The sequence below is a fragment of the Bradyrhizobium ingae genome (genome assembly GCF_055791185.1).
On sequence record NZ_JBVUBB010000030.1, the window covers coordinates 68,534 to 91,141 of the forward strand.

20 protein-coding genes and 1 pseudogene are annotated in these 22,608 nt (G+C 64.9%); 6 read left to right on the forward strand and 15 right to left on the reverse strand.

Going from position 1 to position 22,608, the window contains the following annotated elements; genetic code table 11:
- Positions 1–94 precede the first annotated feature (94 nt).
- The 3 genes from ACV1FX_RS31210 to ACV1FX_RS31220 form a co-directional block, all read right to left on the reverse strand.
- A complete protein-coding gene (locus ACV1FX_RS31210) occupies positions 95–1,525 on the reverse strand; it encodes a TolC family outer membrane protein (RefSeq protein WP_473121377.1) in 1,431 nt (476 codons plus the stop codon).
- Positions 1,526–1,699: 174 nt separating this feature from the next.
- Positions 1,700–2,479 carry an enoyl-CoA hydratase gene (locus tag ACV1FX_RS31215; RefSeq protein ID WP_473121378.1) on the reverse strand — a complete coding sequence of 260 codons (780 nt, stop codon included), beginning with the start codon at positions 2,477–2,479 and terminating at the stop codon, positions 1,700–1,702.
- Between the two features lie 139 nt (positions 2,480–2,618).
- Positions 2,619–3,281, reverse strand: coding sequence for a hypothetical protein (locus ACV1FX_RS31220; RefSeq protein ID WP_473121379.1), 663 nt, complete (start codon positions 3,279–3,281; stop codon positions 2,619–2,621).
- A gap of 297 nt (positions 3,282–3,578) precedes the next feature.
- On the opposite strand from ACV1FX_RS31220, the gene ACV1FX_RS31225 reads away from it, so the two are divergent.
- Together ACV1FX_RS31225 and ACV1FX_RS31230 are read left to right on the forward strand one after the other, a co-directional pair.
- Positions 3,579–4,124 carry a sigma-70 family RNA polymerase sigma factor gene (locus ACV1FX_RS31225; protein WP_473121380.1) on the forward strand — a complete coding sequence of 182 codons (546 nt, stop codon included), beginning with the start codon at positions 3,579–3,581 and terminating at the stop codon, positions 4,122–4,124.
- A 1-nt stretch (position 4,125) separates the two neighbouring features.
- On the forward strand, positions 4,126–4,764 hold the full coding sequence (locus tag ACV1FX_RS31230; RefSeq protein WP_473121381.1) for an NrsF family protein: 639 nt from the start codon (positions 4,126–4,128) through the stop codon (positions 4,762–4,764).
- Between the two features lie 6 nt (positions 4,765–4,770).
- Here ACV1FX_RS31230 and ACV1FX_RS31235 read toward each other — a convergent pair whose 3' ends face one another.
- Complete coding sequence (locus ACV1FX_RS31235; RefSeq protein WP_473121382.1) at positions 4,771–5,883, reverse strand: DUF2336 domain-containing protein; 1,113 nt, start codon at positions 5,881–5,883, stop codon at positions 4,771–4,773.
- A 63-nt stretch (positions 5,884–5,946) separates the two neighbouring features.
- Positions 5,947–7,104: a GGDEF domain-containing protein gene (locus ACV1FX_RS31240; protein ID WP_473121383.1), complete on the reverse strand. Its 1,158-nt coding sequence runs from the start codon at positions 7,102–7,104 to the stop codon at positions 5,947–5,949.
- Between the two features lie 466 nt (positions 7,105–7,570).
- On the opposite strand from ACV1FX_RS31240, the gene ACV1FX_RS31245 reads away from it, so the two are divergent.
- From ACV1FX_RS31245 to ACV1FX_RS31260, 4 genes are all read left to right on the forward strand, one after another.
- On the forward strand, positions 7,571–8,140 hold the full coding sequence (locus tag ACV1FX_RS31245; RefSeq protein WP_473121384.1) for a sigma-70 family RNA polymerase sigma factor: 570 nt from the start codon (positions 7,571–7,573) through the stop codon (positions 8,138–8,140).
- Entirely contained in the window at positions 8,137–8,835 is a 699-nt protein-coding gene (locus tag ACV1FX_RS31250) for a hypothetical protein (protein WP_473121385.1), read from the forward strand. The genes ACV1FX_RS31245 and ACV1FX_RS31250 overlap by 4 nt, the downstream gene beginning before the upstream one ends.
- Positions 8,836–8,847: 12 nt before the next feature.
- Positions 8,848–10,548 carry a S8 family serine peptidase gene (locus ACV1FX_RS31255; RefSeq protein ID WP_473121386.1) on the forward strand — a complete coding sequence of 567 codons (1,701 nt, stop codon included), beginning with the start codon at positions 8,848–8,850 and terminating at the stop codon, positions 10,546–10,548.
- A 483-nt stretch (positions 10,549–11,031) separates the two neighbouring features.
- Positions 11,032–11,529, forward strand: coding sequence for a TIGR03809 family protein (locus tag ACV1FX_RS31260; RefSeq protein WP_473121387.1), 498 nt, complete (start codon positions 11,032–11,034; stop codon positions 11,527–11,529).
- 126 nt (positions 11,530–11,655) lie between these two features.
- Here ACV1FX_RS31260 and ACV1FX_RS31265 read toward each other — a convergent pair.
- The 10 genes and pseudogenes from ACV1FX_RS31265 to folK all read right to left on the reverse strand — a co-directional run bounded on the left by ACV1FX_RS31265 (position 11,656) and on the right by folK (position 22,570).
- Positions 11,656–11,963 (reverse strand): annotated as a pseudogene (locus ACV1FX_RS31265) (GIY-YIG nuclease family protein).
- A gap of 107 nt (positions 11,964–12,070) precedes the next feature.
- Positions 12,071–13,441: a TIGR03808 family TAT-translocated repetitive protein gene (locus ACV1FX_RS31270; protein WP_473121388.1), complete on the reverse strand. Its 1,371-nt coding sequence runs from the start codon at positions 13,439–13,441 to the stop codon at positions 12,071–12,073.
- A 225-nt stretch (positions 13,442–13,666) separates the two neighbouring features.
- The gene (locus tag ACV1FX_RS31275; RefSeq protein ID WP_473121389.1) at positions 13,667–14,314 is read right to left on the reverse strand and encodes a pyroglutamyl-peptidase I; all 648 of its coding nucleotides are present in this window, start codon (positions 14,312–14,314) and stop codon (positions 13,667–13,669) included.
- The gene (meaB, locus tag ACV1FX_RS31280; RefSeq protein ID WP_473121390.1) at positions 14,311–15,300 is read right to left on the reverse strand and encodes a methylmalonyl Co-A mutase-associated GTPase MeaB; all 990 of its coding nucleotides are present in this window, start codon (positions 15,298–15,300) and stop codon (positions 14,311–14,313) included. The genes ACV1FX_RS31275 and meaB overlap by 4 nt, the downstream gene beginning before the upstream one ends.
- Positions 15,301–15,381: 81 nt before the next feature.
- The gene (locus tag ACV1FX_RS31285; RefSeq protein WP_473121391.1) at positions 15,382–16,362 is read right to left on the reverse strand and encodes a tripartite tricarboxylate transporter substrate binding protein; all 981 of its coding nucleotides are present in this window, start codon (positions 16,360–16,362) and stop codon (positions 15,382–15,384) included.
- A 131-nt stretch (positions 16,363–16,493) separates the two neighbouring features.
- A complete protein-coding gene (locus tag ACV1FX_RS31290) occupies positions 16,494–17,255 on the reverse strand; it encodes an RsiV family protein (protein ID WP_473121392.1) in 762 nt (253 codons plus the stop codon).
- Positions 17,256–17,474: 219 nt separating this feature from the next.
- The gene (gene scpA / locus ACV1FX_RS31295; RefSeq protein WP_473121415.1) at positions 17,475–19,631 is read right to left on the reverse strand and encodes a methylmalonyl-CoA mutase; all 2,157 of its coding nucleotides are present in this window, start codon (positions 19,629–19,631) and stop codon (positions 17,475–17,477) included.
- Positions 19,632–19,641: 10 nt separating this feature from the next.
- The gene (locus ACV1FX_RS31300) at positions 19,642–20,106 is read right to left on the reverse strand and encodes a GFA family protein (RefSeq protein WP_473121393.1); all 465 of its coding nucleotides are present in this window, start codon (positions 20,104–20,106) and stop codon (positions 19,642–19,644) included.
- Entirely contained in the window at positions 20,103–21,974 is a 1,872-nt protein-coding gene (locus tag ACV1FX_RS31305; protein ID WP_473121394.1) for a methylmalonyl-CoA mutase family protein, read from the reverse strand. Before ACV1FX_RS31305 ends, ACV1FX_RS31300 begins: the two co-directional genes overlap by 4 nt.
- 80 nt (positions 21,975–22,054) lie before the next feature.
- On the reverse strand, positions 22,055–22,570 hold the full coding sequence (folK, locus tag ACV1FX_RS31310; protein WP_473121395.1) for a 2-amino-4-hydroxy-6-hydroxymethyldihydropteridine diphosphokinase: 516 nt from the start codon (positions 22,568–22,570) through the stop codon (positions 22,055–22,057).
- Positions 22,571–22,608 lie beyond the last annotated feature (38 nt).

Below are 22,608 nucleotides of genomic sequence, written 5' to 3' on the forward strand. Positions count from 1 at the left end.
TGGCGGCCGATTTGCCCGACGCGACAATCCTGCCCGGCGAGGCCGTTCTACTTTGCATGGGGTTGTTTTCGATATTTCGGGGAGCCCGCCGGACTCACTGTCCCGACGGGGTACGCAGGCCGTGCCAGGCATCGCGCACCTGCTGGTAATGCACTTCGGGCAGATAGTCGGGCGTGTTGAGACTCAGGGTCTTGACGTCGAGGTGGCCGACCGCGCTGAGCAGCGTGTAGGAGGCAATGACACGGTCGCGCAATGCGCCGATCAGGCGGGCCTTGGCCTGGATCAGGTCGGCTTGCGAGTTGAGCACGTCGACGGTGGTGCGCTGTCCGCCGGCGGCCTCGCGCTGCACGCCCTGGAGGGCGACAGTCGCGGCCTTCACCTCGGACTCGGAGGCCGAGACCGCGATCTTGGCGCCTTCGTTCGCAACCCAAGCGCTGGTCGCGGCGGTGCGCGCCTGGTTGCGCACCTGATCGAGCACGAGGCGGCTTTGCGCGGTGACCTCCTTGGCCTGCCGGGTTTGCGACGCGGCCTGGCCGCCGTCATAGATCGGCGCGGTGACGTTGGCGACGATCGAGGCCTGGTCGGTGGCGAAGGTGCCTAGCGTCTGGTCCGAGTCGCGGCTGCGGCTGGCGCTGCCCTGCACGTTGGCGCTCGGCAGCAGCGCGCCTTCGGCGACGCGGATATTGGTGGAGGCGACGTCGACGTCGAAGCCTGCCGCCATCACCGCCGGATGCTCGCGGATCGCCATGGCGAGCGCATCCTCGCGGCTCCGCGGCAGATAGCGATCGACGACCTCGGCGGGCCGAAGCTGCGACGGCGGATTGCCGATCACCTGGGCGTAGGTTGCCTGGCTGATGGCAAGCGCGACTTCGGCGGCGTTGAGATCGGAAAGCCCGCGGTTGAGGCGTGCCTCGGCCTGGGCAGTATCGGTTGGCGTGACGTCGCCCGCGTTCAGCCGGCGCTGGGTGACGGCGAGCGTCTCGCGCAGGAATGCGACGTTGGAGCGTTGCGCCTCGACCAGCGACTGGTTGGCGAGCACGTTGGTGTAGGCAGTGACGGCATCAAGCAGCACGCCCTGGCCGACATTGCGCAAGGCTTCGCGGCCGGACTGCACCTGCAACTCGGCGACGCGCACGCTGTTGGCGGTGCGGAAACCATTGAACAGGGTCTGCGTCACGGTGACGCCGATGGTCCAGGGCTTGAGCGTTGCGGTCTGGATGGTGTTGTCCGGAAGCAGGTTGCGCACCGATTGCAGGCCGGCGCTCAGGCTTGCCACGATCTGGGGCCGGTAGCCCGCAAGCGCCTGCGGCACGTTCTCGTCGGTGGCGCGCTGGCGCGCCCGCTCGGCATTGAGTTGCGGATTGGTCTGATAGGCTTTTGCCAAGGCTTCCGGCAGCGCTTCGGCCAGCGCCGCTCTGGGGAGGGCGCAGGCGCCCGTCAGCGCGGCCCATGTGACAAGGACATGACCCACGCCTGATCGACGCCGCGTCCCCACGCGGCCAGTTCTGGCGGCACGCCCGTTCATGCGATCCCGTAACAACCCCGGCTGTCCGCCCCCAGCGACGGCGGCCCTCTTACCTGTTTAACCAGCGCCGGTCCCGCAGGCAAACTGCCGCGGGTCAATGTCCCATGAAATCCGTGCTTGTTGCAGCTACGTCACAGGATTTTTCGCCAAGGCATGGCGAGCCTTACACCAGCCTTACCGATTCTTGTTCAGCGGCTTGCGCTTCTCGATGAAGGCGGCCATGCCCTCCGAGCGATCGTCCAGCGCGAAGGTGGCGTGGAACAGGTTGCGCTCGACCTGCATGCCCTCGGCGAGCGTGGTCTCGAAGGCGCGGTTCACTGCTTCCTTGGCCATTGCGGCGGCAGGCTGCGACATCGCGGCGATCTTCTCGGCGGCCGCGATCACCTCGTCCATCAGCTTGTCGGCGGGCACCACACGGCTGACGAGGCCGCTCCGCTCGGCTTCCGCTGCATCCATCATGCGGCCGGTAAGGCAGAGATCCATCGCCTTGGACTTGCCGATCGCGCGCGTCAGGCGCTGCGTGCCGCCGATTCCGGGAATGGTGCCAAGCGTGATCTCGGGCTGGCCGAATTTCGCGGTGTCGGCGGCGATGATGATGTCGCACATCATCGCAAGCTCGCAGCCGCCGCCGAGCGCATAGCCCGCCACAGCCGCTATGGTAGGCTTGCGGCAGCGCGCCACACGGTCACCGCCGATCGCGGCAAAATCTTCCGAGAACATGTCGATGAAGCCTTTCGGCTGCATCTCCTTGATGTCGGCGCCCGCGGCGAATGCCTTCTCGCTGCCGGTGACGACGATGCAGCCGATCGCCTCATCGGCCTCCAGATCGTCGACGGCGGCGGCGATCTCGCGGAAGACGCCGAAGGATAGTGCATTGAGCATCTTCGGGCGGTTCAGCTTGATGATGCCGACCGCACCCTTGCTTTCGACGATGATGTGCTCGAACGTGCTCATGCTCCACCCACGCATTTTTCGATTTCGGCGGGCAATGTGCCCGCTGGCGGGGTGCGCTTCAAGAGGGCGAAAGCGTCCGGCGGGACGCGTGAGCCGCGCATCCCGGGGAACCGGTTCAGTCCAAGAATCAAGCCGGGCTTCAGGCCATGAGCATGCGCGCGGCCGAGGCCAGCGTCAGGAGTGCACCAACGCCGATGAAGATCTTGCCGATCAGCGAGCTCTGGTCCCAGGCCGAGTTTTCGTTGCTCGCGGCAGCCATCACCGGAGCCGGGCGCGGCTGTGCGTCGGTTGCCGCAACGACGGTCTTTTGCGCGGGCGGATTGTCCGGCTGCTGGGTGGCATCGGCCGGCTGATCCGATGCGGCCATCTGGCTGTCCGACGCCCGCGCGGCGGTCGCCTGATCGGCCGCGGCCTGCACGTTGTCATTGGCCCGCGACGTCATGGCGGTGGCTGCCGCGGCCGTCGGTGTATCGGCAGAGGCGAACTGCGCATTGGCGTTGGCGACCGATGGCGGCATCGTGCTCGAGGCCGGCGCGGCGGTATCACCGGGCGCTGTGCTTGCCGTGTCTTTTGCGGTGCTCTTGGCGGTTTTGTCGTCGGACGACTTCTCCGCTGTTTTGCTAGTGTGGTGACGGGCGGAGTGACGCCGGTGTTTGGCTGGTGTGACGGTCTCGGCCGATTTGGTCGCGCCGTCGGTATTGTCCGACGTGGACGCGGTCGGCGCTGCCTGCGAGGCGCCGCCGGATAACAGAAAAAGTCCGGCGCTCAGAACGAAAGCGACAAGCCCGCTGGCTCTGATCATTTTGACGATCTCCCCAATGTGCCCGCCCGGAGCGAACACAGCCCCCGGGAGATGACCACAGCGCGGCAGAAAATGGGAATCTTCGGGTTTGAGCGGGCGAAAACGGGGCAATCCGGCGCATGCGGCCGGCTTGGCGAGTGCGACGCGGACCGAACGGTGTTATGAGCCTGCCGGGCTTGCCGGCGGGACCGGACCGTGGGGCGACGCGACGGTTGTCATGGTATCACGATTTCGTGATCAGGCGCGGCCAGCGTAACAAATTGAAAGAGCGGCCGAATTGCCGTGTGAGGGGCGCGCGTGCGCGAACGTGAGGACGAATGGACCGGCCTGATGCGGTCGGCCATGGCAGGGGATGATGCGGCGTATCATCGCCTGCTGAAGGCGGTCACGCCGGTGCTCCGGGCTGCCGCCCGGCGTGGCCTCGCGCGGGCCGGCCAGCCTCCCGATCAAGCCGAGGATATCGTGCAGGACATTTTGCTGGCGGTGCATTTGAAGCGGCATACCTGGGACAGCGAAGCGCCTTTCGCGCCCTGGCTGTTCGCAATCGCACGCAACAAGCTGATCGACGCCCTGAGGCGACGGGGCAGGCGGATCTTCGTCAATATCGACGATTTCGCCGAGACTTTGCCGGGCGAGGCGCCGCAGGAGACGGCGTCCGCAGGCGAGGTCGCGGCCCAGCTTGCCACGCTGCCGCAGCGCCAGCGCGACGTGTTGCAGTCGATTGCAGTCGACAGCACCTCGATCAGGGACACTGCATCAAAGTTGTCGATGAGCGAAGGCGCGGTACGCGTCGCGCTGCATCGGGGGCTGGCCGCGCTTACCGCCAAACTGCGAGACAGATGAGATGGATACTGATCAACTCATTCGCACGCTCGCGGCCGACAACGCTCATCGCGCGCCGAAGGTGGGCGCCGTGCTGGCGCTTTCGCTGCTGGTGGCCGCACCGCTCTCAATCCTGATCTTCGCTACCTTCCTCGGCGTGAGGCCGGACGTGATGAGCGCGATGCACAATCCGTTCTTCGACATGAAGTTCGCGGTCACGCTGTCGCTCGCGATTCCCGCGATCGCGATCAGCCTGCATCTGTCACGGCCCGAGGCCTTGATGCGCGGCTGGGGCTGGCTGCTGCTATTCCCCGTGGCATTGCTTGCGGTCGCGATCGGCGGCGAGATGATGATGGCGCCTGCGATGCCGATGACGATGCGTCTCGTCGGCAAGAATTCGAGAGTGTGTCTGTCGGCGATTCCCGCGATGTCGCTGCCGCTGCTCGCGGGCGCGCTGTTCGGCCTGCGTCACGGCGCGCCGTCGCGGCCTGCGCTTGCCGGCGCGCTCGCGGGCCTGTTGTCGGCGGGGCTGGCGGCGACGCTCTATGCCTCGCACTGCACCGACGACTCGCCGTTGTTCGTGGCGACCTGGTACACACTCGCCGCCGGGCTCGTCGCAGCGATCGGTGCGGTGGTCGGCTCAAAAGTGCTGAAGTACTAGCGCCGGCTACGCCGGCGCCGTGCTCTGCTGCATGCGGTGGAAGCGCAGCACCTGCTGCGCGGTCGAGGTGCGCAGACCCTCGTAGGTGTCGCGCGCGCTCAGCAAGTCGGTCGGATCGCCGCCGGACAGCTTGTCGCGCATCGCGATGATCGCGCGCACGCTCGACCATGACATGCCGGCAACCCTGGCGAGGATCATTACACCCTCGGTGCGGCTTTCGATCATCATGTTCTCGGCGATCGCAACCGGTACACCCGCAAGCGCCGCAAGTCCGGCATTGGCCTCGTCGAACTTGCCCTGTTCGGCGAAGGCCGTCACCTGGTGCTCGTTGAGACGGCCGTCCTCGAACAGGGATTTCACCAGTGCCCGCGCCATTTCGGTCTGCCGCGTCATGGTTGCCGCCCGTACGCGCTGGGCCGCCTCGTGGACCGCGCCGAGCACCGCGTCGGACTGACCGGGATTGGCGGCATCGAGCTTCCTGCGCACGCTCAAGGAGGCCTTCGCAATCAGTTTCAGATAGTAATGGCGCGGCAGATCCGGGCGCAGGCCCACGCAAGTTGCGAGGTCGTCGTCGCGTTCGGCGCGTCCGACCAACTCGGTGAGACTCATCTCCGTGAATTTCGCGCCGGGATTCTTGGCTGTCGACTGCACCACCTCGTCATTGCCGCGCGCCACCAGCACGTCGGTGAGCGCGTCGGACAGCACGCGGCGCATCGAGATGGCCTTGAGATGTGCCTGGCTCTTGCTGCGTGCGATCTCGATCAGGGTCGCCTCGTCCAGGCGCTCCGACTTCGACAGCACGGGGCCGGCGACGTCGATGACATCATCGAGCGCGAGCGTGCGGATGGTCATGGCCGGTGCCGTGTGGATCGGTGCGAGGCGCTCGGCGAGCAGCACCTTGGCCGAGGTCTCGATATGGTCGATCAGGCACTGGAAGACGTCGTCGAACACGGCGACCTGGTCGTCGGAATAGTCCACCGCGCTGTTGATGAAGAGATCCGTGACGCGGCGCAGCGTCTCGACCCGGCGCGCAACCGTGCCGTGGGACAGCGTCGCCTGCAATTCGTCGAGCAGATTTTCGGAAACCTTGGTGGAGTCTTTGGCGGGTTTCGATCTCATGGCCCTGTCCTGGAGCGTTTGGTCCGGCAGTTCTTTCGGAGCTGCCGGACAAAAATGGATTGGTCAGCTGGTCGCGGTGCGGTTGCGTCCTTGCGCCTTGGCGGAATAGAGCGCGCTGTCGGCGCGCGCGAGAAATGTGTCGGCATTATCACTGTCGCGCAGCGCTGCGACGCCCGCGGAAATCGTCACATGCATGGCGGGCGCAAACGCGCTCCAGTCGAGCTCGGCCACGATCATGCGCAGGCGGTCGAGCATGCGCGCGGCGGCCTCGCCCGACGTGTCCGGCATCAAAAGCAGGAACTCCTCGCCGCCGTAACGGCCGAAGCGATCGCTGGGGCGGATATTGGCGAAGATGGTGATGGCGAAGGTGCGCAGCACCTCGTCGCCGATCGGATGGCCGTGGACGTCGTTGATGCGCTTAAACCAGTCGAGATCGATGAGTGCGGCAGAGCAGGGCGTTTTTGCCTCGCGCGCGCCAGCGATCTCCTCATCGAGCGCGCGCATGATCGAGCGGCGGTTGAGCGAGCCGGTGAGCTCGTCGAGCTCGGCGAGTTCCTCGATGCGCCGATAAGCGGCCTTCAGCTCGATGCTCCGCCGATACAGGATCTTGCGGAGCGTGCTGCCGAACAGGCCGAGGAAGGCGCACTGGCCGATCACCAGGACAAAGCACATCATCGATGCGAGGCGCTCGAGCCGGCTCGTCACCGGCAGGCCGATCGGCAGGTCGGAGATCAGGAAGACGAAGCCGAGCCCTACGGTGGCGAGTGCCCAGGTCAGCATCGCCTGCTGTGAGGTCATGCGCAGCGTGCCGAAGGCGAAGATCAGGAACAGCACGCTGATGAAGGCGACCCCGATCGTCGGCACCGCCATCAGGAAGATGAGCTGGAGCGCCATATGCGCCGAGATCTGGAAGACGGTGAGGTAGTGGTCCTTGTAGCGCTCGCCGACGCCGGCCTCCGACAGCACGGCGAAGCTGCCGATGATCATCAGTCCGCCGAGCCAGAACATCGACGGCACGATCATCGAGACCGCGCCGCCATAGGCGTAGATCAGCAGGACGGATGCACCGAGCGAGTAGCTCGCGGCCTGGCCGACATACATCTGGCGCCGCTGCCGCATGCGGCGTGCGACGACCTCAGGCGCGGCCTGGTCGGAAGACAGGACGAGATCCGCGACCTCTGCGGCATTCCGCTCCGGGATGGATGTCGCGGCCGTGCTCATGAACCTGCCATTGGTGAATGTCAGTCCAAAAATCTACGTGGCAAGCCTTTAGGTTTGGTATCCTTGCGATGCGAATCTGGGCCGGCCGGCCGGGTAAGGGCCTTGATCCGACACGGAAATTAGCGAGCGATTAGGGATTGTCGGCGATAGGCCAGGGAATGGGCCAGTATTGGCCCACAAATACGGTCAACGATTAAGGTCCAGAAATACAGTCAATTGGCCGGCCTGCACGAGGCTGCGTCATGGATCGAGGCTTGGTAAGATCGGGCCGCGCCTGAGGGCGCTCCGCAGGGAAAAGTAATAGTATTATGTTACCATTTTTGGCGTGCCCTCAAGGGCTGCAGAAATACATGCGTGTGTGGGGTACATCACACACGTCCCCGTACGACTGCGGTAGACTGAAGAATCTTGCGCCACCCGTCGAACCGCCTGCCGTTTCGACCCGACCAACTTTGCGAGACGGCCTTTGAGCGTGACACAGGCGGCTTCGGACGAAGTCCTGATCGCCCGGATCGCCCAAGGCGACCGGCTCGCCATGCAGGTGCTGTACGGGCGGCATCATGTCAGGGTCTATCGCTTCGGGCTCCGGCTCGTGCGCGATGAGCAGGTCGCTGAGGACCTGATCAGTGAGGTGTTTCTCGACGTCTGGCGTCAGGCCGGAAAGTTCGAGGGGCGATCCGCTGTTTCCACCTGGCTGCTGGCAATCACCCGATTCAAGGCCCTGTCTGCGCTTCGGCGCAGGAAGGATCTTGAGTTGGACGAAGAGGCCGCCAACGCGATCGAGGATCAGTCCGACGATCCGGAAACGGCGGTGCAGAAGAAGGATACCAGTGAAGCGTTGCGAGAGTGTTTGACGGCACTGTCGCCGGAACATCGGGAAATCGTCGATCTCGTCTACTACCACGAGAAGTCCGTGGAAGAAGTGGCCGAAATCGTCGGCATACCGGAGAACACAGTGAAGACGCGCTTGTTCTATGCGCGCAAGAAACTGGCCGAGCTGCTCAAGGCAGCCGGTGTTGAACGAGGCTGGCCATGATGGCATTGAGCAAGAAGATGCTGGAGCAAGAGCCCAGTGAAATTGAGATGCTGCTGCCATGGCATGCCGCCGGCACGCTGAACCCGCGCGACGCACGCCGGGTCGAGGACGCGCTCGCCCGCGATCCTGAATTGGCCAGGCAGTACGCCGCGATCCGCGGCGAATACGAAGGGACCATTCATCTCAACGAGAGCCTCGGTGCCCCGTCGGCCCGCGCGATGCAGAAGCTGTTCGCCGCGATCGACGCGGAACCCGCGCGCGAGCCCGGTGCGGTGTCGCTCTCGACGCGCATCTCCACCTTCTTCGCAAGCCTGTCGCCACGCACGCTTGCCTGGTCGGCGAGCCTCGGCGCAATCGCGCTGCTGCTGCAGGCCGGTGTCATCGGGGCCGTGCTGGTGACGAACCAGAACTCGACCTTCCAGACTGCCTCGCTCTCTACGGACGCGCCGATCACGCGCGAGCTCGGGGCCTCGCGTGCGGCTTCAGCGCATGCGCTGGTGCGGTTCACGCCGGACGCACGGGTTGCTGATATCACCACGCTGCTCGACACCTACCAGGCCTCGATCGTCGACGGTGCCAAGGGCGGCATGTTCCGCCTCCAGTTCAACAAGGCGATGAACAACGATGAGCTCGCCGCGCTGGTCGGCAGGATGCAGCGCGAGAAGATCGTCAACCTCGCCGTGGCGGCGCCTTAAGCGCCTGAGGTCATGACGCGTAAGTCCGAAAGCGTGTCGAGAGCAGGTGCCTGGGCTTCGTCGGTAGGCGCGGTTCTCCTGCTCGGAGCGTTCGGCGGCGAGGTCGTGCACGCGCAGGCGATCATGCGCACGCCAACGATCAATATTCCCTCTCGCGTGCCGACCATCAGCTCGACGGTGACGGGGCGCGCCGGCCCCGTCGTCACCGGGCGGGCGGTGACCAGCGTCGATCGCGGACCCAGGGTGACGCCCCGGCTGACGGCGCGCACGGCCCCGACTCCGGTGCTCCCTTACGTACGCTATTCGCCCAATCTCTATCCGGCCTGTAGCGGGCCTTATCGCGATGCCGACGGCGAATGTCTGAACCAGGCGAATGCAGCCGGCGGCGGTTCGGGTAAATCGGGCAAGAAGGGCGCCGGCAATTCCGGCCGCAATGCGGTCCAGGTCGCCACCACGTCGCGTAGTTTCACCAACGAGTTCGTGGCCGAGCTCGACAGCAACCTTTCGACGGCCGAGGCCGACGCGCTTGCGCGCAGCCACGGTCTGACCCGCATTACGACGGAAAGCTTTCCGCTGATCGGCGCCACCATCGGGCTGTTCCGCATCACCGACGGCCGGCCCTACGACACCGTGCGCCGCGAATTTTCTGCTGCGAACGGCGTACGCTCGGTACAGCCGAATTTCCGTTACATGCTCCAGGACCAGAAGGCGGGGGTGCCTGCCGAAGGCGACCCCGCGCAATATGCGCTGGCAAAGCTCCGCCTGCCGGAGGCACATATGCTGGTGCATGGCGCAAACGTCACGGTCGCGGTGATCGATTCCGGGATCGACGTCAGCCATCCCGAGCTTGCCAACTCGATCGCCGACAATTTCGACGCGCTCGGCAGCAAGGAAGGGCCGCACGTCCACGGCACCGGCATTGCCGGGGCGATCGTGTCACATGCACGTCTGATGGGGAGCGCGCCCGAAGCGCGCATCATCGCGATCCGCGCCTTCGGCGGCACCACGGGAGGCGCCGAGAGCTCATCCTACGTGATCCTGAGATCGCTGAACTACGCCGTCGAGCACGGCGCGCAGATCGTCAATATGAGCTTTGCCGGTCCCAAGGATGCGGTGATCGAGCGCGCCATCGCGGCGACTGCCGCGCGCGGATTGTTGCTGGTTGCTGCGGCCGGCAATGCCGGCGCGAAATCCCCGCCGCTTTATCCGGCGGCCAATCCCAACGTGATCGCGGTCAGCGCGACCGATGCGCAGGACAAGCTGTTTACCGCCTCCAATCGCGGCAGCCACATCGCACTCGCCGCGCCCGGCGTCGACATCTTCCTTCCGGCGCCGGACGGCAAATACCAGATGACGTCGGGCACCTCCTTTTCGGCGGCCTACGTCTCCGGTGTCGCCGCGCTGCTTCTGGCGCGCAACTACGCCTTGAAGCCGGAGGCGCTGCGCCTGACGCTCGCAAAAACCGCCCGCGACTTGGGAACGCCGGGCCGCGATGATCTGTTCGGCGACGGAGAGGCCGATGCTTATGCCGCGGTCATGGCAGTTGCCGTCGATGGTTCGACGCCGGTTGCGGCAGTGCCGGGGACAACAAAACGTGAAGATGCGTCGGAACGTCGCGAAGAGCCCGGAACACGCGCGCTGGAGCAACCCTCGCTTTCCGGTGCCGGCGATAAATCCGCGCTTTCTCAAGCGGATAGACCGGCCGCGCGATAGTTGTCGGCAAGCGGGCGCGGACCTGCGAAGGTTAAAAATTCACGCGGCGTATTTTGAACGTTCGGCCCTGTGCCACGACCAAATGATGTGGGAGCGGTCATCCCTCCCCATCAGTCATATCAGGCGCGAGCGCCCATCCACCCCAAGCGCCCATATGGCTTGACCCGTCCGGTTGTCCCCCCGGACGGGTCTTTTCTTTTTGGGGCTTTCGATCTTCGAAGCGCGTTCTGTTCAGCCCCCGGTTGAGTCACCGCTGACGATTGTTTGCGACCGACTCGCGCTTTTCGCTGCAGGACCGTCATGCTTGTGTGGGGCTTGACGAGCAAAGCCCGCAAAATCTCCGCACGACTACGGAATTTTGCCCCGAAGTTTGCGCCGTCGCTGGACAAGTCAAAACTTTTCCACAAAATAATCCCGTCACGTCTAAATTGATTCGTCTGTGTTGCGTCCTGCGTCCGTGGCTCTCTCCTGACGGGCTGGTTCATGACACATCGCCAAGGCGTGGCTTGCGGCCGCGATATCGCGGAGCGCTGGTGCGCACTCGCCGAGCAGCGGCTGGAACATCTCACTGAAATGTTCGAGACCGGACGCTGGCGCCGCTATCACTCCGAAGTTGCTTTTCTCGAAAACATCCAAGAAGCCAAGCGCGCCGTGCAGACATGGCGGGCGCTCGCCGACGGTGCCGACGTGCCCGCGATGAGTCCTGTCGGGACGTTCGCGTTAGGCTGGTCGCCGGCGGCTTTGTCACGCGAAACGGTGAGGCGCGAGCACGCCCAGACCGTGCAGCCGAAGGCCGTCCACATCGTGCCGGAGACGATCGTGCCGGTCGGTCTCACCAGCATGCCCGAACCGCTCGCCGAAATCGCCGAACCCTCGATCGCCCCCGAGCTAGCGGCCGCAATCCCCGAACGCGTGATCGAATTCACCTTCAGCCTCGATGGCATCGAAGCGAAATATCCGCTGCTGCGGAACGCGTTTTAGGTGGCGGCGCTCCCAAGAGTTGGAGCGTCTCTCTAGCTCCGTCATCCTGAGGCGCGAACCATGCGGTGCCACGCACCGCATGGCGAGCCTCGAAGGATGAACGGCCCGGCTGTATCCAATCGGATATTACTTCTTGGGCCTCGGCGCGCCTCCGCGTCGTTGCGCGAAATGGCTCACAGCTTTCCAGTCTGAACGAATGAGCGCTTCCTTCTTCGCGCGGCTCCAGCCCTTGAGCTGTCGCTCGGTCGCGATGCCATCCGTAATGCGATCGAAATACTCCGACCACACCAGAACGACTGGTCGCCTCGAATAGGTATATCCCTGATGAACGCTGGCGTTATGCTCATCAACCGCTTGGACGTGTCTTCGCCGGTGGCGCTTCCAATGTAGTAGGAGCCATCCGCACATCTCAGCATGTAGACGTAGATGCCCACAACGTCATCCTTCGAGGCTCTCCGCGCGGTGCTTTGCACCGCGCGGCTCGCACCTCAGGATGACGGCAGCGTGCGTGTTGTCAACAGTCTATGAGCTACGGCCGTGCCTATCGCCTCACCGCATTCCCGCCGACCACCACCTGCGCAAACCTTTGGGCGCCGTCAGCCGACAAATCGGTCGTCACCGTTCGCGCGTGGTCGAGGCCGACGATGGCGCCGAGCGGGGTCTCGGAGATCATGTTGTTGTTGACGAGAGCAGTGCCGGCGCCGGGCACGACGGACACGCCAATGCCGGCGAGGGTCTTGCGGACCACGTTGCCCGAGATCGCGACGTCGCGCAGATATTTGCCCCAGCCGGCGACGATGCCGTAGGACGGCGCGTTTTCGATCACGTTGCCGGTGACGGAGGTGTCGGCCTCCACATAGATGCCGATGCCGGCATCGTCATCGGGCGCGGTGCCGATGGGGCGCTTCGGGATCAGGTTGCGGATGATGTTGCCCTGAACCACCGCGATGCGGCCGCCTTCGTTGAAATTGCACACGGAGATGCCGACAGCCGCGCCGTCGACCGTGTTGTTGGCGATCACCGCGGCTTCGAACGAGAACTCCGAATAGAGCGCGACCTCGCGCACGTCGCTGACGCTGTTGCCGGAGATCTGGATGTTGGAGGCCGAATTGCCGCGCACCGCCGAGTAGTCGCAATTTTTGATGCGGTTGCCACGCACGATGACGTTGCCGGCGCGGAAGGCATTGATGGCATTGCCGTACTGCCCGGAGCCGCCAGGGCCGGCCTTGATGTCCTCGATCCGGTTGTCGGCAACCAGTGTGCCGTCATCGCCGATCGCCGTGCGCAGGATCTCGATGCCGTTGTCGTTGGTGCCCAAAATCGTGTTGCGCGAGACGATCAGACCCTTGGCATCGAAGGAGACGACGGCCGTCACGGCGATGTCGGTGAAGATGTTGCCGGAGACATCGCCGGCAATCTGTTCGAGCCAGATTCCGCTGCCGCCGGAGCGCGCAATCTCGCAATCGAGAATGCGGACGTCGCGTCCGCCGAGACAGTGGATGAGGCCGCGCCGCGTCGGCAACGCGATCCCGCCACCGTCGAGAGTGATGCCGGTGAGCCCGATCGAATGAGCCCCTTCGCTGAGGACCATGGAGGGACTGCCGGTGAAGACGAGCTTCGTCGCGCCGCGCACGCCGACGAGTTGCGAGCCGCTCTGAAGTCGCAACAATCCGGTCCGGTAGGTGCCGGGTGGCAGCGCCAGCGGCGCTTGCGCGCGGGCTGCTTCATCAATGGCGCGTTGCAGGACGCGCGTCTGGTCCTCGTTGCTGCCGGGCCGGACGCCATACTGCGTGGCGTCGCGCCCCAGCGCGGACGTCAGGGGTGCCGCGCGTGCTGCATCGACAGGCATGGCCAGCGCACCGGCGATGCCGGCGGTGGAAGCTCCAATGAGATGACGGCGATTGAGCTCCATAACGCGTCCTCCGGCGGACGCGGGACGCATCCGCGAGCGTTAGGTAGCGCAGAAATGGGGCAGGGCGGCCAGCCGCCTGACGATTGTTGCTGGTAGGGTTAAATGTTTACCCAAGGACGGTGCCGTAAGGTGGGCAAAGGCGTGCTGTTCGCGCGCCGTGCCCACCTCTTTTATCGCCGGGGATGCAGAAGTGGTGGGCACGTCGCATGCGCTCCCTTGTCCACCCTACGAATTCGCTAAATGCCGCGCTAATCTCACCATCTCCATCAGCATCGCTTCGCCGGCGTCGACCAACTCCTCCAGCGCGATGCGCGGGGCTCCCTTGCGTCGCGACGCGCCACTGCGTGCCAGCAGCGGGATGTGGATGAACGCCGCAAGCTTCGGCCCGCCGGCATTCACGCTCTCGATCGCGCGCCAGCTCAGGTAGTTGCAGAGATAGGCGCCGGCATCGCGCGAGGCCCGCGCGTCGATTCCGCTCAATCGCGCAGCCCGCAGCAGCTTTGCAGTGTGCGGGCCGAATGACATCGCGTCTGCGTTCGCTGCGATCGCGCCTTTGCGGGAACGGGTATTGGCGGCATCGGGCCACAGCATGGTGACGGCGTTGCGCGCGCGGGTCTCGATGCGCAGGTATGAGGTGCGTGCGGCGAGGCCGAACATCAGAAGCGCATCGGGCCTCACTCTTGCGAGGACCTCCGGCAATTGCCGGTCGACCGCGGCATAGGTCACCGGGAAGATGTGGGTCGCAAGCTCGACACCGTCGAACGCGGGGCGGCGCAGCCGCGACAGCCGCGCGACCAGCGGCTGTGTCGGATTATAGGGCGCGCCGGGGAACGGACCGAAACCGGTGAGGAGGACACGAAGCTTGCCGCTCATTGCAGGAGCTCCATGATGTGCTCGGCGGCGAGCGCCGGCGCGACGCGGCCATCGGCCACCTCGGCCTCGATCTTCTTCACCCTGGCGCGGACGGAGGCCTCGGTGCGCAGCCGGGACAGCATGCGCTGCTCCAGCATCGACCACATCCATTTCACCTGCTGCTCGCGCCGGCGCTGGACGAAATCGCCCGACGCGCTCATCGCCTTGCGATGATCGAGGATTTTTTGCCAGAGCTCGGCAATGCCATTGCCGGTCAGCGCCGAATAAGTCACGACAGGCGGATGCCAATGCTCGGAGCGGGGGCTGAGAATGTGCAGCGCGCCGCGATAGTCGGCGGCGGTGATGTTGGCGCGCTTGAGGTTGTCACCGTCGGCCTTGTTGATCGCGATCATGTCGGCGAGCTCAACCAGGCCCTTCTTGATGCCCTGCAATTCGTCGCCGCCGCCTGGCAGCATCAATGCGAGGAAGAAATCGGTCATGTCGCAGACCGCGGTCTCCGACTGGCCGATGCCGACGGTCTCGACCAGCACGACGTCGAAACCGGCGGCCTCGCAAAGCAGCATCGCCTCGCGCGTCTTGGCAGCGACACCGCCCAGCGTGCCCGATGACGGCGACGGGCGAATATAGGCGTGATCGGACGCCGAGAGCCGCGCCATGCGTGTCTTGTCGCCGAGAATCGAGCCGCCGCTGCGCGCCGAGGACGGATCGACTGCGAGCACGGCGACCTTATGGCCTTGCGAGATCAGATGGGTGCCGAGTGCATCAATCGTGGTGGACTTGCCGACCCCGGGCGAGCCGGTGATGCCGACGCGAACCGCTTTGCCAGTGTCCGGCAGCAATTGCTGCACCAGTTCGCGGGCGGCCGCCTGATGGTCGCTGCGCCGGCTCTCGACCAGCGTGATGGCGCGGGCGAGGGCCGCGCGGCTGCCGGAACGGACGTCCGGGGCGAGGGCTTTGACGTCGAGCGAAGCCTTCTTCTGAATCATGCCCTGCTTTACAACGGCCGGGCGGGACAGGCGAGGGCCAGAGCCGGCATCAAGGCAGCAGGCGTTGCCATGCTCGACACGTCACGACTTGGAGAGGCCGGCGGCTTTCATAGCTTTGCCCATCTGGACATCGCCCTTGTCCATGAAGTCGGCGAACTCGGCGGCATCGCGCCACGCCAAGCCGAAGCCGCGGTTGGCGACGAAGGCCCTGAACTCCGTGGAGTCGAAGATCCTCTTCGCCGTCGTCGTAAGCTTGGCCGCGATCTCCGGAGGCAGGCCCTTGGGTCCGCCGATGCCGCGCCAGCCGCCGGTCGAATAGTCGACCCCTATCGCTTCTTTCAGCGTCGGCACGTTCGGGAAAACTGGGTTGCGCGCCGGCGCCATGATAGCAAGGCTGCGCACCTTGCCGGCCTCAATGGTCGGGCGCGCCTCGGGCACCGAGCAGGTGGCGAGATCGATGTTGCCAGCCGCGAGATCCTGCATTGCGGGAGCGGCACCGTTCGAAGCGACCCAGGCGACCTGGTTGGCCGGCAGTCCCATCGCCTGCATCCAGCCGATCAGGGCGAGATGCCAGATGCCGCCTTGACCCGTCCCTGACGCAATGAACTTGCCAAGCGGTGCGTCCTTGATGGCCACGGCCAATTCTTTGGCGGTCCTGTAAGGCGAGGAGGACGAAACCTGGATGCCCGGCGCGTCCTCATTCATCATGGCAAGGGGCGTGAAGCTCCGCGGCGTCAGGTCGGTGAGCCCCTGCCAGTGCATCATGGTGAGCTCCACGGTCAGCATGCCGATCGTGTAGCCGTCGGGAGTGGCAGTTGCGATCGCGGTATGGCCGATGACGCCTGAGCCGCCGACCCGATTGACCACGTTGAAAGGTTGACCGAGTTCCTTCTCCAGCATCCCCGCGAGAATGCGCGCAGTCGCATCCGTGGCGCCGCCCGCGCCCCACGGCACGATCAATGTCACGGGTCGGGCCGGATAGGTCTCCGCGCGTGCGCGCTTCAGTCCAAGAGCGGCGGCGACAGACGATGCCGCGAAGGCGCGGCGCGTGATGGCAGACATGAGGACCTTCCAGCGGTGCCTGTAACGTCGGCGCCCCGTCTATTGCGACAGTTTTGGCAGCTTTGCACCAGCGCGGCAAGCCGGCCGGACCAGTTGCGCTGTGAGCAACGCTGCGCTCTTGCCGCGACGAATCACTGCCCGTTGTCTTCGTCGCCCTTCGGTCGCGCGCCACCGAAAATCCGCGCGCCTTCCGGCGTCAAATAAGGCTTCAGGGTCTCCCACGGTGCGAAGGCGACATATTCTCCCTCGGCGTAGGGGCCGACTGCATAGGGCGAATAGTGGAAGGTGAGACCGGAGCTCTTGCCCGCTTCGGTTGAAGGCGCGAGCGTCACGGCGCCGATCTTGAGCAGGCTCGGCTCGATGCCTTTGAACCATTCGTTGGTGGCCGTTTCGCCCGCATCGCGCTTCTTCTTCTCGATTCGAAGCGAGGCGATCACGGCCTTCTGCATCGCCTTCATCGTCGCGCCGTTGTCGGCGGTCTCGCTGAAGAACGGGCGGATCGATATACGCTTGGCTTGCGCCTTGTCCCACAGGATGGTGTCGACGCCGGAATTCGGATGCGCGCCGTGGGTGTCCATGTAATCGGCGCGGATCAGGCTGACATAGCGGTCGGCAACCACCGAGCGGATCGTGTATTTGCGCTCGAAATCCCAGCCCCCGTTCTGGAAGAACTGCGGATCCTGCTTGCGCGAGGCGGCGGCATCAGCGGCATTCTTCTCGAGCCACTTCTTGCCCTCGGCGAGGCAATCGGCAGCGAGCGCCGGGTCGGCCTTGATCTGGTCGTCGAGCAGCACGCGGGCTTCGATGGTCCTGTTCTTGATAATCGCATCGGGCTTGGGATCAGCCGCATGTGACGGCGAGGCCATCGCGACGGCTGAAAGGATCGCGATCATATGCAAGAACCGCCCTGCGCCCGCAGTTGCACAATGGTATGTCACTTCAGTACCCATGAATTCATGTTTGTTTTAAACGCTGCCGGCATGACCGCGCCATGACATAAGTGCCACAAGATGAACCGACGCAGAACGCGCCGGGCGGACACCCGATCGTGAAGGTTGGTTGCGGCAAGGCGCGTTCTGGTTCTCTGCCGGAAAGCCGTCAGCCTCGTCGATCTACTCCGCCGCGGCGCTGTGGCCGAGCCGGGCGTTGAGCTTTTGGATCAGCTCCGCGGCGGCATCCGCGATCACGGTGCCCGGCGGGAAAATCGCTTCCGCACCGGCTGCATGGAGCGCTTCGTAATCCTGCGGCGGCACCACGCCGCCGACGATGATCATGATGTCCTCGCGGCCGTGCTTCTTCAGCGCCGCCTTCAATTCCGGCACCGCCGTGAGGTGCGCGGCGGCCAGCGAGGAGACGCCGAGAATGTGAACGTCGTTCTCGACCGCCTGGCGCGCGGCTTCATCGGCGGTGGCAAACAGCGGCCCGATGTCGACATCGAAGCCGATATCGGCAAAGGCCGACGCGATCACCTTCTGCCCGCGGTCGTGGCCATCCTGACCGATCTTGGCGACGAGAATGCGCGGACGGCGGCCTTCCGCCTCCTCGAAGGCGTCGATCAGCGCCTGCACCTTTTCAACCTGGCTGCCCATGGCGGACGCCTCCCGCTTGTAGACGCCGGTGATGGACTTGATCTCGGCGCGGTGGCGGCCGAATACCTTCTCCATCGCGTCGGAAATTTCGCCGACCGTTGCTTTCGCGCGCGCCGCGTCGATCGCGAGCGCGAGCAGATTGCCGTTGCCTTCGCCGGCCGAGCGCGTCAACGCGGCGAGCGCGACTTCGACGTCCTTCTGATTGCGCTCGGATTTGAGCCGCGCCAGCTTGTCGATCTGCAAACGCCGGACATTGGTGTTGTCCACCTTCAGGATCTCGATCGGCGCTTCATCTGACGGCTTGTACTTGTTGACGCCGATCACCGCCTGCTTGCCTGCATCGATCCGGGCCTGTGTCTTGGCGGACGCCTCCTCGATGCGCAGCTTCGGCACGCCGGCCTCGATGGCCTTGGCCATGCCGCCGAGCTCCTCGACCTCCTGGATATGGCCCCAGGCCTTCGCGGCGAGATCGCGCGTCAGCCGTTCGACATAATAGGAGCCGCCCCAGGGATCGATGATGCGGGTGGTGCCGCTTTCCTGCTGAAGGAAGAGCTGCGTATTGCGAGCGATGCGCGCGGAAAAGTCGGTCGGCAACGCGAGCGCTTCGTCGAGCGCGTTGGTGTGCAGCGACTGGGTGTGGCCTTGCGTTGCGGCCATCGCCTCCACCGTCGTGCGCATCACGTTGTTGAAGACGTCCTGTGCGGTCAGCGACCAGCCGGAGGTCTGGCAATGCGTACGCAGCGAGAGCGAGCGCGGATCCTTCGGGCCAAACGGCTTGAGCAGCTTGGCCCAAAGCAGCCGCGCGGCGCGCATCTTGGCGACTTCCATGAAGAAGTTCATGCCGATCGCCCAGAAGAACGACAGGCGCGGCGCGAAGCGGTCGACGTCGAGGCCCGCGGCAAGCCCCGCACGCAGATATTCGACGCCGTCGGCCAGCGTATAGGCGAGTTCGAGATCCTGCGTCGCCCCGGCCTCCTGCATGTGATAGCCGGAGATCGAGATCGAATTGTATTTCGGCATCTTTTGCGAGGTGTAGGCGAAGATGTCCGAGATGATCCGCATCGAGGGCGCGGGCGGATAGATGTAGGTGTTGCGCACCATGAACTCTTTCAGAATGTCGTTCTGAATGGTGCCCGAGAGCTTTTCCGGCGCCACGCCCTGTTCACCGGCGGCTGCGACATAGAGCGCGAGGATCGGCAGCACCGCGCCGTTCATGGTCATGGATACGCTCATCTGATCGAGCGGAATGCCGGCAAACAGCGTGCGCATGTCGTAGATGGAATCGATGGCGACACCCGCCATCCCGACGTCGCCGGCGACGCGCGGGTGATCGGAATCATAGCCGCGATGGGTCGCGAGATCGAAGGCGACCGAAAGGCCCTTCTGTCCGGCAGCTAGGTTGCGACGATAGAAGGCGTTGGAATCCTCCGCCGTGGAGAAGCCGGCATACTGCCTGACGGTCCAGGGGTGGTTGACGTACATGGTGGGGTAGGGGCCGCGCAGGTACGGCGCTATGCCAGGGTACGTATCGAGGAAGTCGAGACCGACGAGATCGGCTTCGCCATAGGCGGGCTTCACCAGAATGCCCTCGGGGGTCAGCCACGGCTCGGCGCTGCCGGTCGGCGCGGTGGTTGCGGTTCGCTCAAAGGCGACATCGGCGAAGTTCGGAATGCGGCTCATCGCGCGGCCCTCAATCATGATCCGGATGCTGATGGCTGACGATGGTCGCCATCTTCTCCGGCCCGTAATTCTGCTGCGTGGTCTGGCTCGGCAGGTTTGCGATTCCGACGACCCAGCCGAGCCGGGATTCGGTGCCATATTGCCGCGTCGGCACTACGTGATCCGGGCGGTCGAAGGCGCCGGTCATGATCTCGATCCGCTCGCCGTCGATGCGGCCAAAGCTCAGCGGCGTTCCACAGGCCGGGCAATAGCCGCGCTGGGCGATGGTCGATGAACGGAAGAACGACGGTTGTCCCTTGGTCCAGGTAAAATCCGTCTTGTTGATATCGGCGAAGGACGCGAACGGTGCGCCGCTCGCCTTCTGGCACATCCGGCAATGGCAGATGCTGACCTTGTTCGGCGCGGCCGCCAGGGCGAAGCGGACCGCGCCGCATTGGCAGCCGCCTGTGAGAACGGGTTTGCTCGTCTCGGTCATGCCTTCTCCATCCGTCGATAGGCATCTTGCAGCGTGGCGAGGGCATCGACGCCTGCAAAGATGAACCCACTGACGCCGGCTGCGCGCAAGCCTGCCTCGTTCTCGGCCGGCCGGCCTGCCAGATAGATATGCTTCGCATCGGCGCTTTGCAGGGCCGTGGCCGAGGCTTCAGCACGGGCCGCGTAGACCTTGTCGCTGGAACAAAGGCAGGCGAGCTCAGCACCCGATGCCTTGAAGGCGGCTGCAAGCGCTTCCGGATCGGCAAAGCCTTCACTGTCGACGGCCAAAATCCCTCCGGCCTCGAAGAAACTCTTTGCGAAGGTTGCCCGTGCGGTGAAATCGGCGGCCGTGCCGAGATTGGCCAGAAACACCTTTGGCCGCGCGCCGGTTGCCTTCAGCTTGGCGTCGGATTGATCGCGCAGCGCCTCAAAAGGTTCCGCAAGGCGGATTGGTGCAAGCGCCTGAAATTTGAACTTTTTCTCGCCATAAGGTGCAAGCGCGACCGGTGTCGCCGGCAGCACGGCCACGTCGCTCTCTTGCAGATTCGTAAACTCGCTGGCGCCCGTCAGCACGTCGCGGCGCTTTGCGATGTTGGCCTCGCGCGCCTTGCGCGTTGCGGCGACCTTGCTCTGGATCAGGCCTTGCTGAAGCGCGGCAAACGCGCCGCCAGCTTTTTCGGTTTCCTGGAACAGGGTCCAGGCAGCCTCGCAAAGCTGTGTCGTGAGCGCCTCGATGCCGCCCGCGCCCGCGGCGGGATCGGAGACCTTTGCGAGATTGCTCTCCTCGAGCAGTACGAGCTGCGTGTTGCGGGCCACGCGCCGCGCGAATGCGTCGGGAAGCCCGAGCGCCAGCGTGTGCGGCAGCACGGTGGCGGCATTGGCGCCGGCAAGGCCTGCAGCGAACGTCGCCATGGTCGCGCGCAGCATATTCACGTAGGGGTCGCGCTGCGTCAGCATGCGCCAGGCAGTGTCGGCGGCGATGAACAGCGGCTTCGGCGTCAAGCCGCAGGCCTGTTCCATGCGCGCCCACAACAGCCGCAGCGCGCGGAACTTTGCCATGGTCAGGAACTGGTCAGCATCGGCCGCGAGCCGCGCGTAGACCATGCCTTGTGCCTGCTCCAGGGGAACGCCGGCGCCTTCGATCGCGCGCAAATATGCAACGCCGCAGGCGAGCACGAAGGCGAGCTCCTGCACCTCCGATCCGCCGGCATCATGAATCACGCGTCCGTCGGCGGAGGCGAACGGCGCTTTGAAGCCGAGCGCCGCAAGGCCCTTGATCCCGGAGGTCACCGCGGGAACGATCTCCTCCCAGGCGTAGGGGCTGTGACCCCAGACGGCGCAGGCCGCGAGCGGATCGAGGCCGAAGCGGATGTCGCAGGCGGCGGGATCGATGCCCTTGCTCTTCACGTATTCGGCAACATGGATCGCGGCCATCCGCGATTGCGGCCCGACCTGAAGCTCGATGCCGATGCCGGCATCGAGCTGAACGTCCTTCAAAACCTTTGCGACCGCGTCCGCCGTCGGTTCCAGGCCAAAGCCGTGGCTGCCGTTGCCGCCCGCAAACACCAGCACCAGACCTGTCGCGCCGTTCTCCAGATCCGTGAGCGCCTGCATATTGGCCTCGGTTGCATCGGGATGGTCGATCCGCTGCATGATCTGCCAGGGCGCGGCCGCCGGCCGCCCCACCACGGCTGTGACATCCTTGGCGCGCGGATAGAGGGGATCGATCGTCAGCCCGTCATACGTCTTGCCGACGAGCCTTTCGAACGGCGCGCCCTTCAGCACACCATCGACCAGCCTGCGCCAATCCTCGTGACTCGCTTGCGGGAAGTCCGCTGCCAGCGGCAGATCGTCAGTTGCGGCGGTCATTCGGCAGGAAACTCCCGGACACTTTCGTTTGGGGGACGAAATTGCCACGGCCGGCCGTCCCTGCAAACGGTTGTTTTTGGCTAGCCGGTATCCGAAAGCCGCTCGATTCCCTGCGTTGAGACGCTGGCGAGCCCGTCGCGCACGCGGATGCCGCCAATCATGCGATCGGGTGCGATTTCGCCGAGCGGTACCAGCACAAAGGCGCGCTCGAACAGGCGCGGATGCGGCAGCGTCAGCTCCGGCGTTTGCAAGGACACATCGTCATAGGCGATCAGGTCGAGATCGAGCGTGCGCGGTCCCCAACGGCGCTCCTTGTCGCGGGTCCGACCAAATTTCTGCTCGACCTTCTGCATCACGAACAAGAGCGCGTGCGGATCGAGGCTGGTCTCGATTTCGATGCAGGCGTTGACGAAAGGGGCCTGATCCTCGTCCCCCCAGGGCGGCGTCGTGTAGTCAGAGGAACGCGCGACCAGCAACGCCTGCGCCATGCCGCAGATGTGGGTGATCGCCTTTCGGAATGTCGCGCGGACATCGCCGACATTGCCGCCCAAGGCGATGAGCACGCTAGCGGACCGGATTTGACGTTCGCTCTCCATTTGCCGAGCTTCCTTCTGCGAACGTCAGAATCGGGCCA

Bases quoted from the DNA above. Each gene is read 5' to 3' on its own strand.
- ACV1FX_RS31240 (WP_473121383.1), bottom strand. From the start codon at position 7,104: ATGAGCACGGCCGCGACATCCATCCCGGAGCGGAATGCCGCAGAGGTC.
- ACV1FX_RS31300 (WP_473121393.1), bottom strand. From the start codon at position 20,106: ATGACCGAGACGAGCAAACCCGTTCTCACAGGCGGCTGCCAATGCGGC.
- meaB (WP_473121390.1), bottom strand. From the start codon at position 15,300: ATGATTCAGAAGAAGGCTTCGCTCGACGTCAAAGCCCTCGCCCCGGAC.
- ACV1FX_RS31220 (WP_473121379.1), bottom strand. From the start codon at position 3,281: ATGATCAGAGCCAGCGGGCTTGTCGCTTTCGTTCTGAGCGCCGGACTT.
- ACV1FX_RS31290 (WP_473121392.1), bottom strand. From the start codon at position 17,255: ATGATCGCGATCCTTTCAGCCGTCGCGATGGCCTCGCCGTCACATGCG.
- ACV1FX_RS31255 (WP_473121386.1), top strand. From the start codon at position 8,848: ATGACGCGTAAGTCCGAAAGCGTGTCGAGAGCAGGTGCCTGGGCTTCG.
- ACV1FX_RS31260 (WP_473121387.1), top strand. From the start codon at position 11,032: ATGACACATCGCCAAGGCGTGGCTTGCGGCCGCGATATCGCGGAGCGC.
- ACV1FX_RS31275 (WP_473121389.1), bottom strand. From the start codon at position 14,314: ATGAGCGGCAAGCTTCGTGTCCTCCTCACCGGTTTCGGTCCGTTCCCC.
- ACV1FX_RS31210 (WP_473121377.1), bottom strand. From the start codon at position 1,525: ATGAACGGGCGTGCCGCCAGAACTGGCCGCGTGGGGACGCGGCGTCGA.
- ACV1FX_RS31270 (WP_473121388.1), bottom strand. From the start codon at position 13,441: ATGGAGCTCAATCGCCGTCATCTCATTGGAGCTTCCACCGCCGGCATC.
- ACV1FX_RS31215 (WP_473121378.1), bottom strand. From the start codon at position 2,479: ATGAGCACGTTCGAGCACATCATCGTCGAAAGCAAGGGTGCGGTCGGC.
- folK (WP_473121395.1), bottom strand. From the start codon at position 22,570: ATGGAGAGCGAACGTCAAATCCGGTCCGCTAGCGTGCTCATCGCCTTG.
- scpA (WP_473121415.1), bottom strand. From the start codon at position 19,631: ATGAGCCGCATTCCGAACTTCGCCGATGTCGCCTTTGAGCGAACCGCA.
- ACV1FX_RS31230 (WP_473121381.1), top strand. From the start codon at position 4,126: ATGGATACTGATCAACTCATTCGCACGCTCGCGGCCGACAACGCTCAT.
- ACV1FX_RS31235 (WP_473121382.1), bottom strand. From the start codon at position 5,883: ATGAGATCGAAACCCGCCAAAGACTCCACCAAGGTTTCCGAAAATCTG.
- ACV1FX_RS31250 (WP_473121385.1), top strand. From the start codon at position 8,137: ATGATGGCATTGAGCAAGAAGATGCTGGAGCAAGAGCCCAGTGAAATT.
- ACV1FX_RS31305 (WP_473121394.1), bottom strand. From the start codon at position 21,974: ATGACCGCCGCAACTGACGATCTGCCGCTGGCAGCGGACTTCCCGCAA.
- ACV1FX_RS31285 (WP_473121391.1), bottom strand. From the start codon at position 16,362: ATGTCTGCCATCACGCGCCGCGCCTTCGCGGCATCGTCTGTCGCCGCC.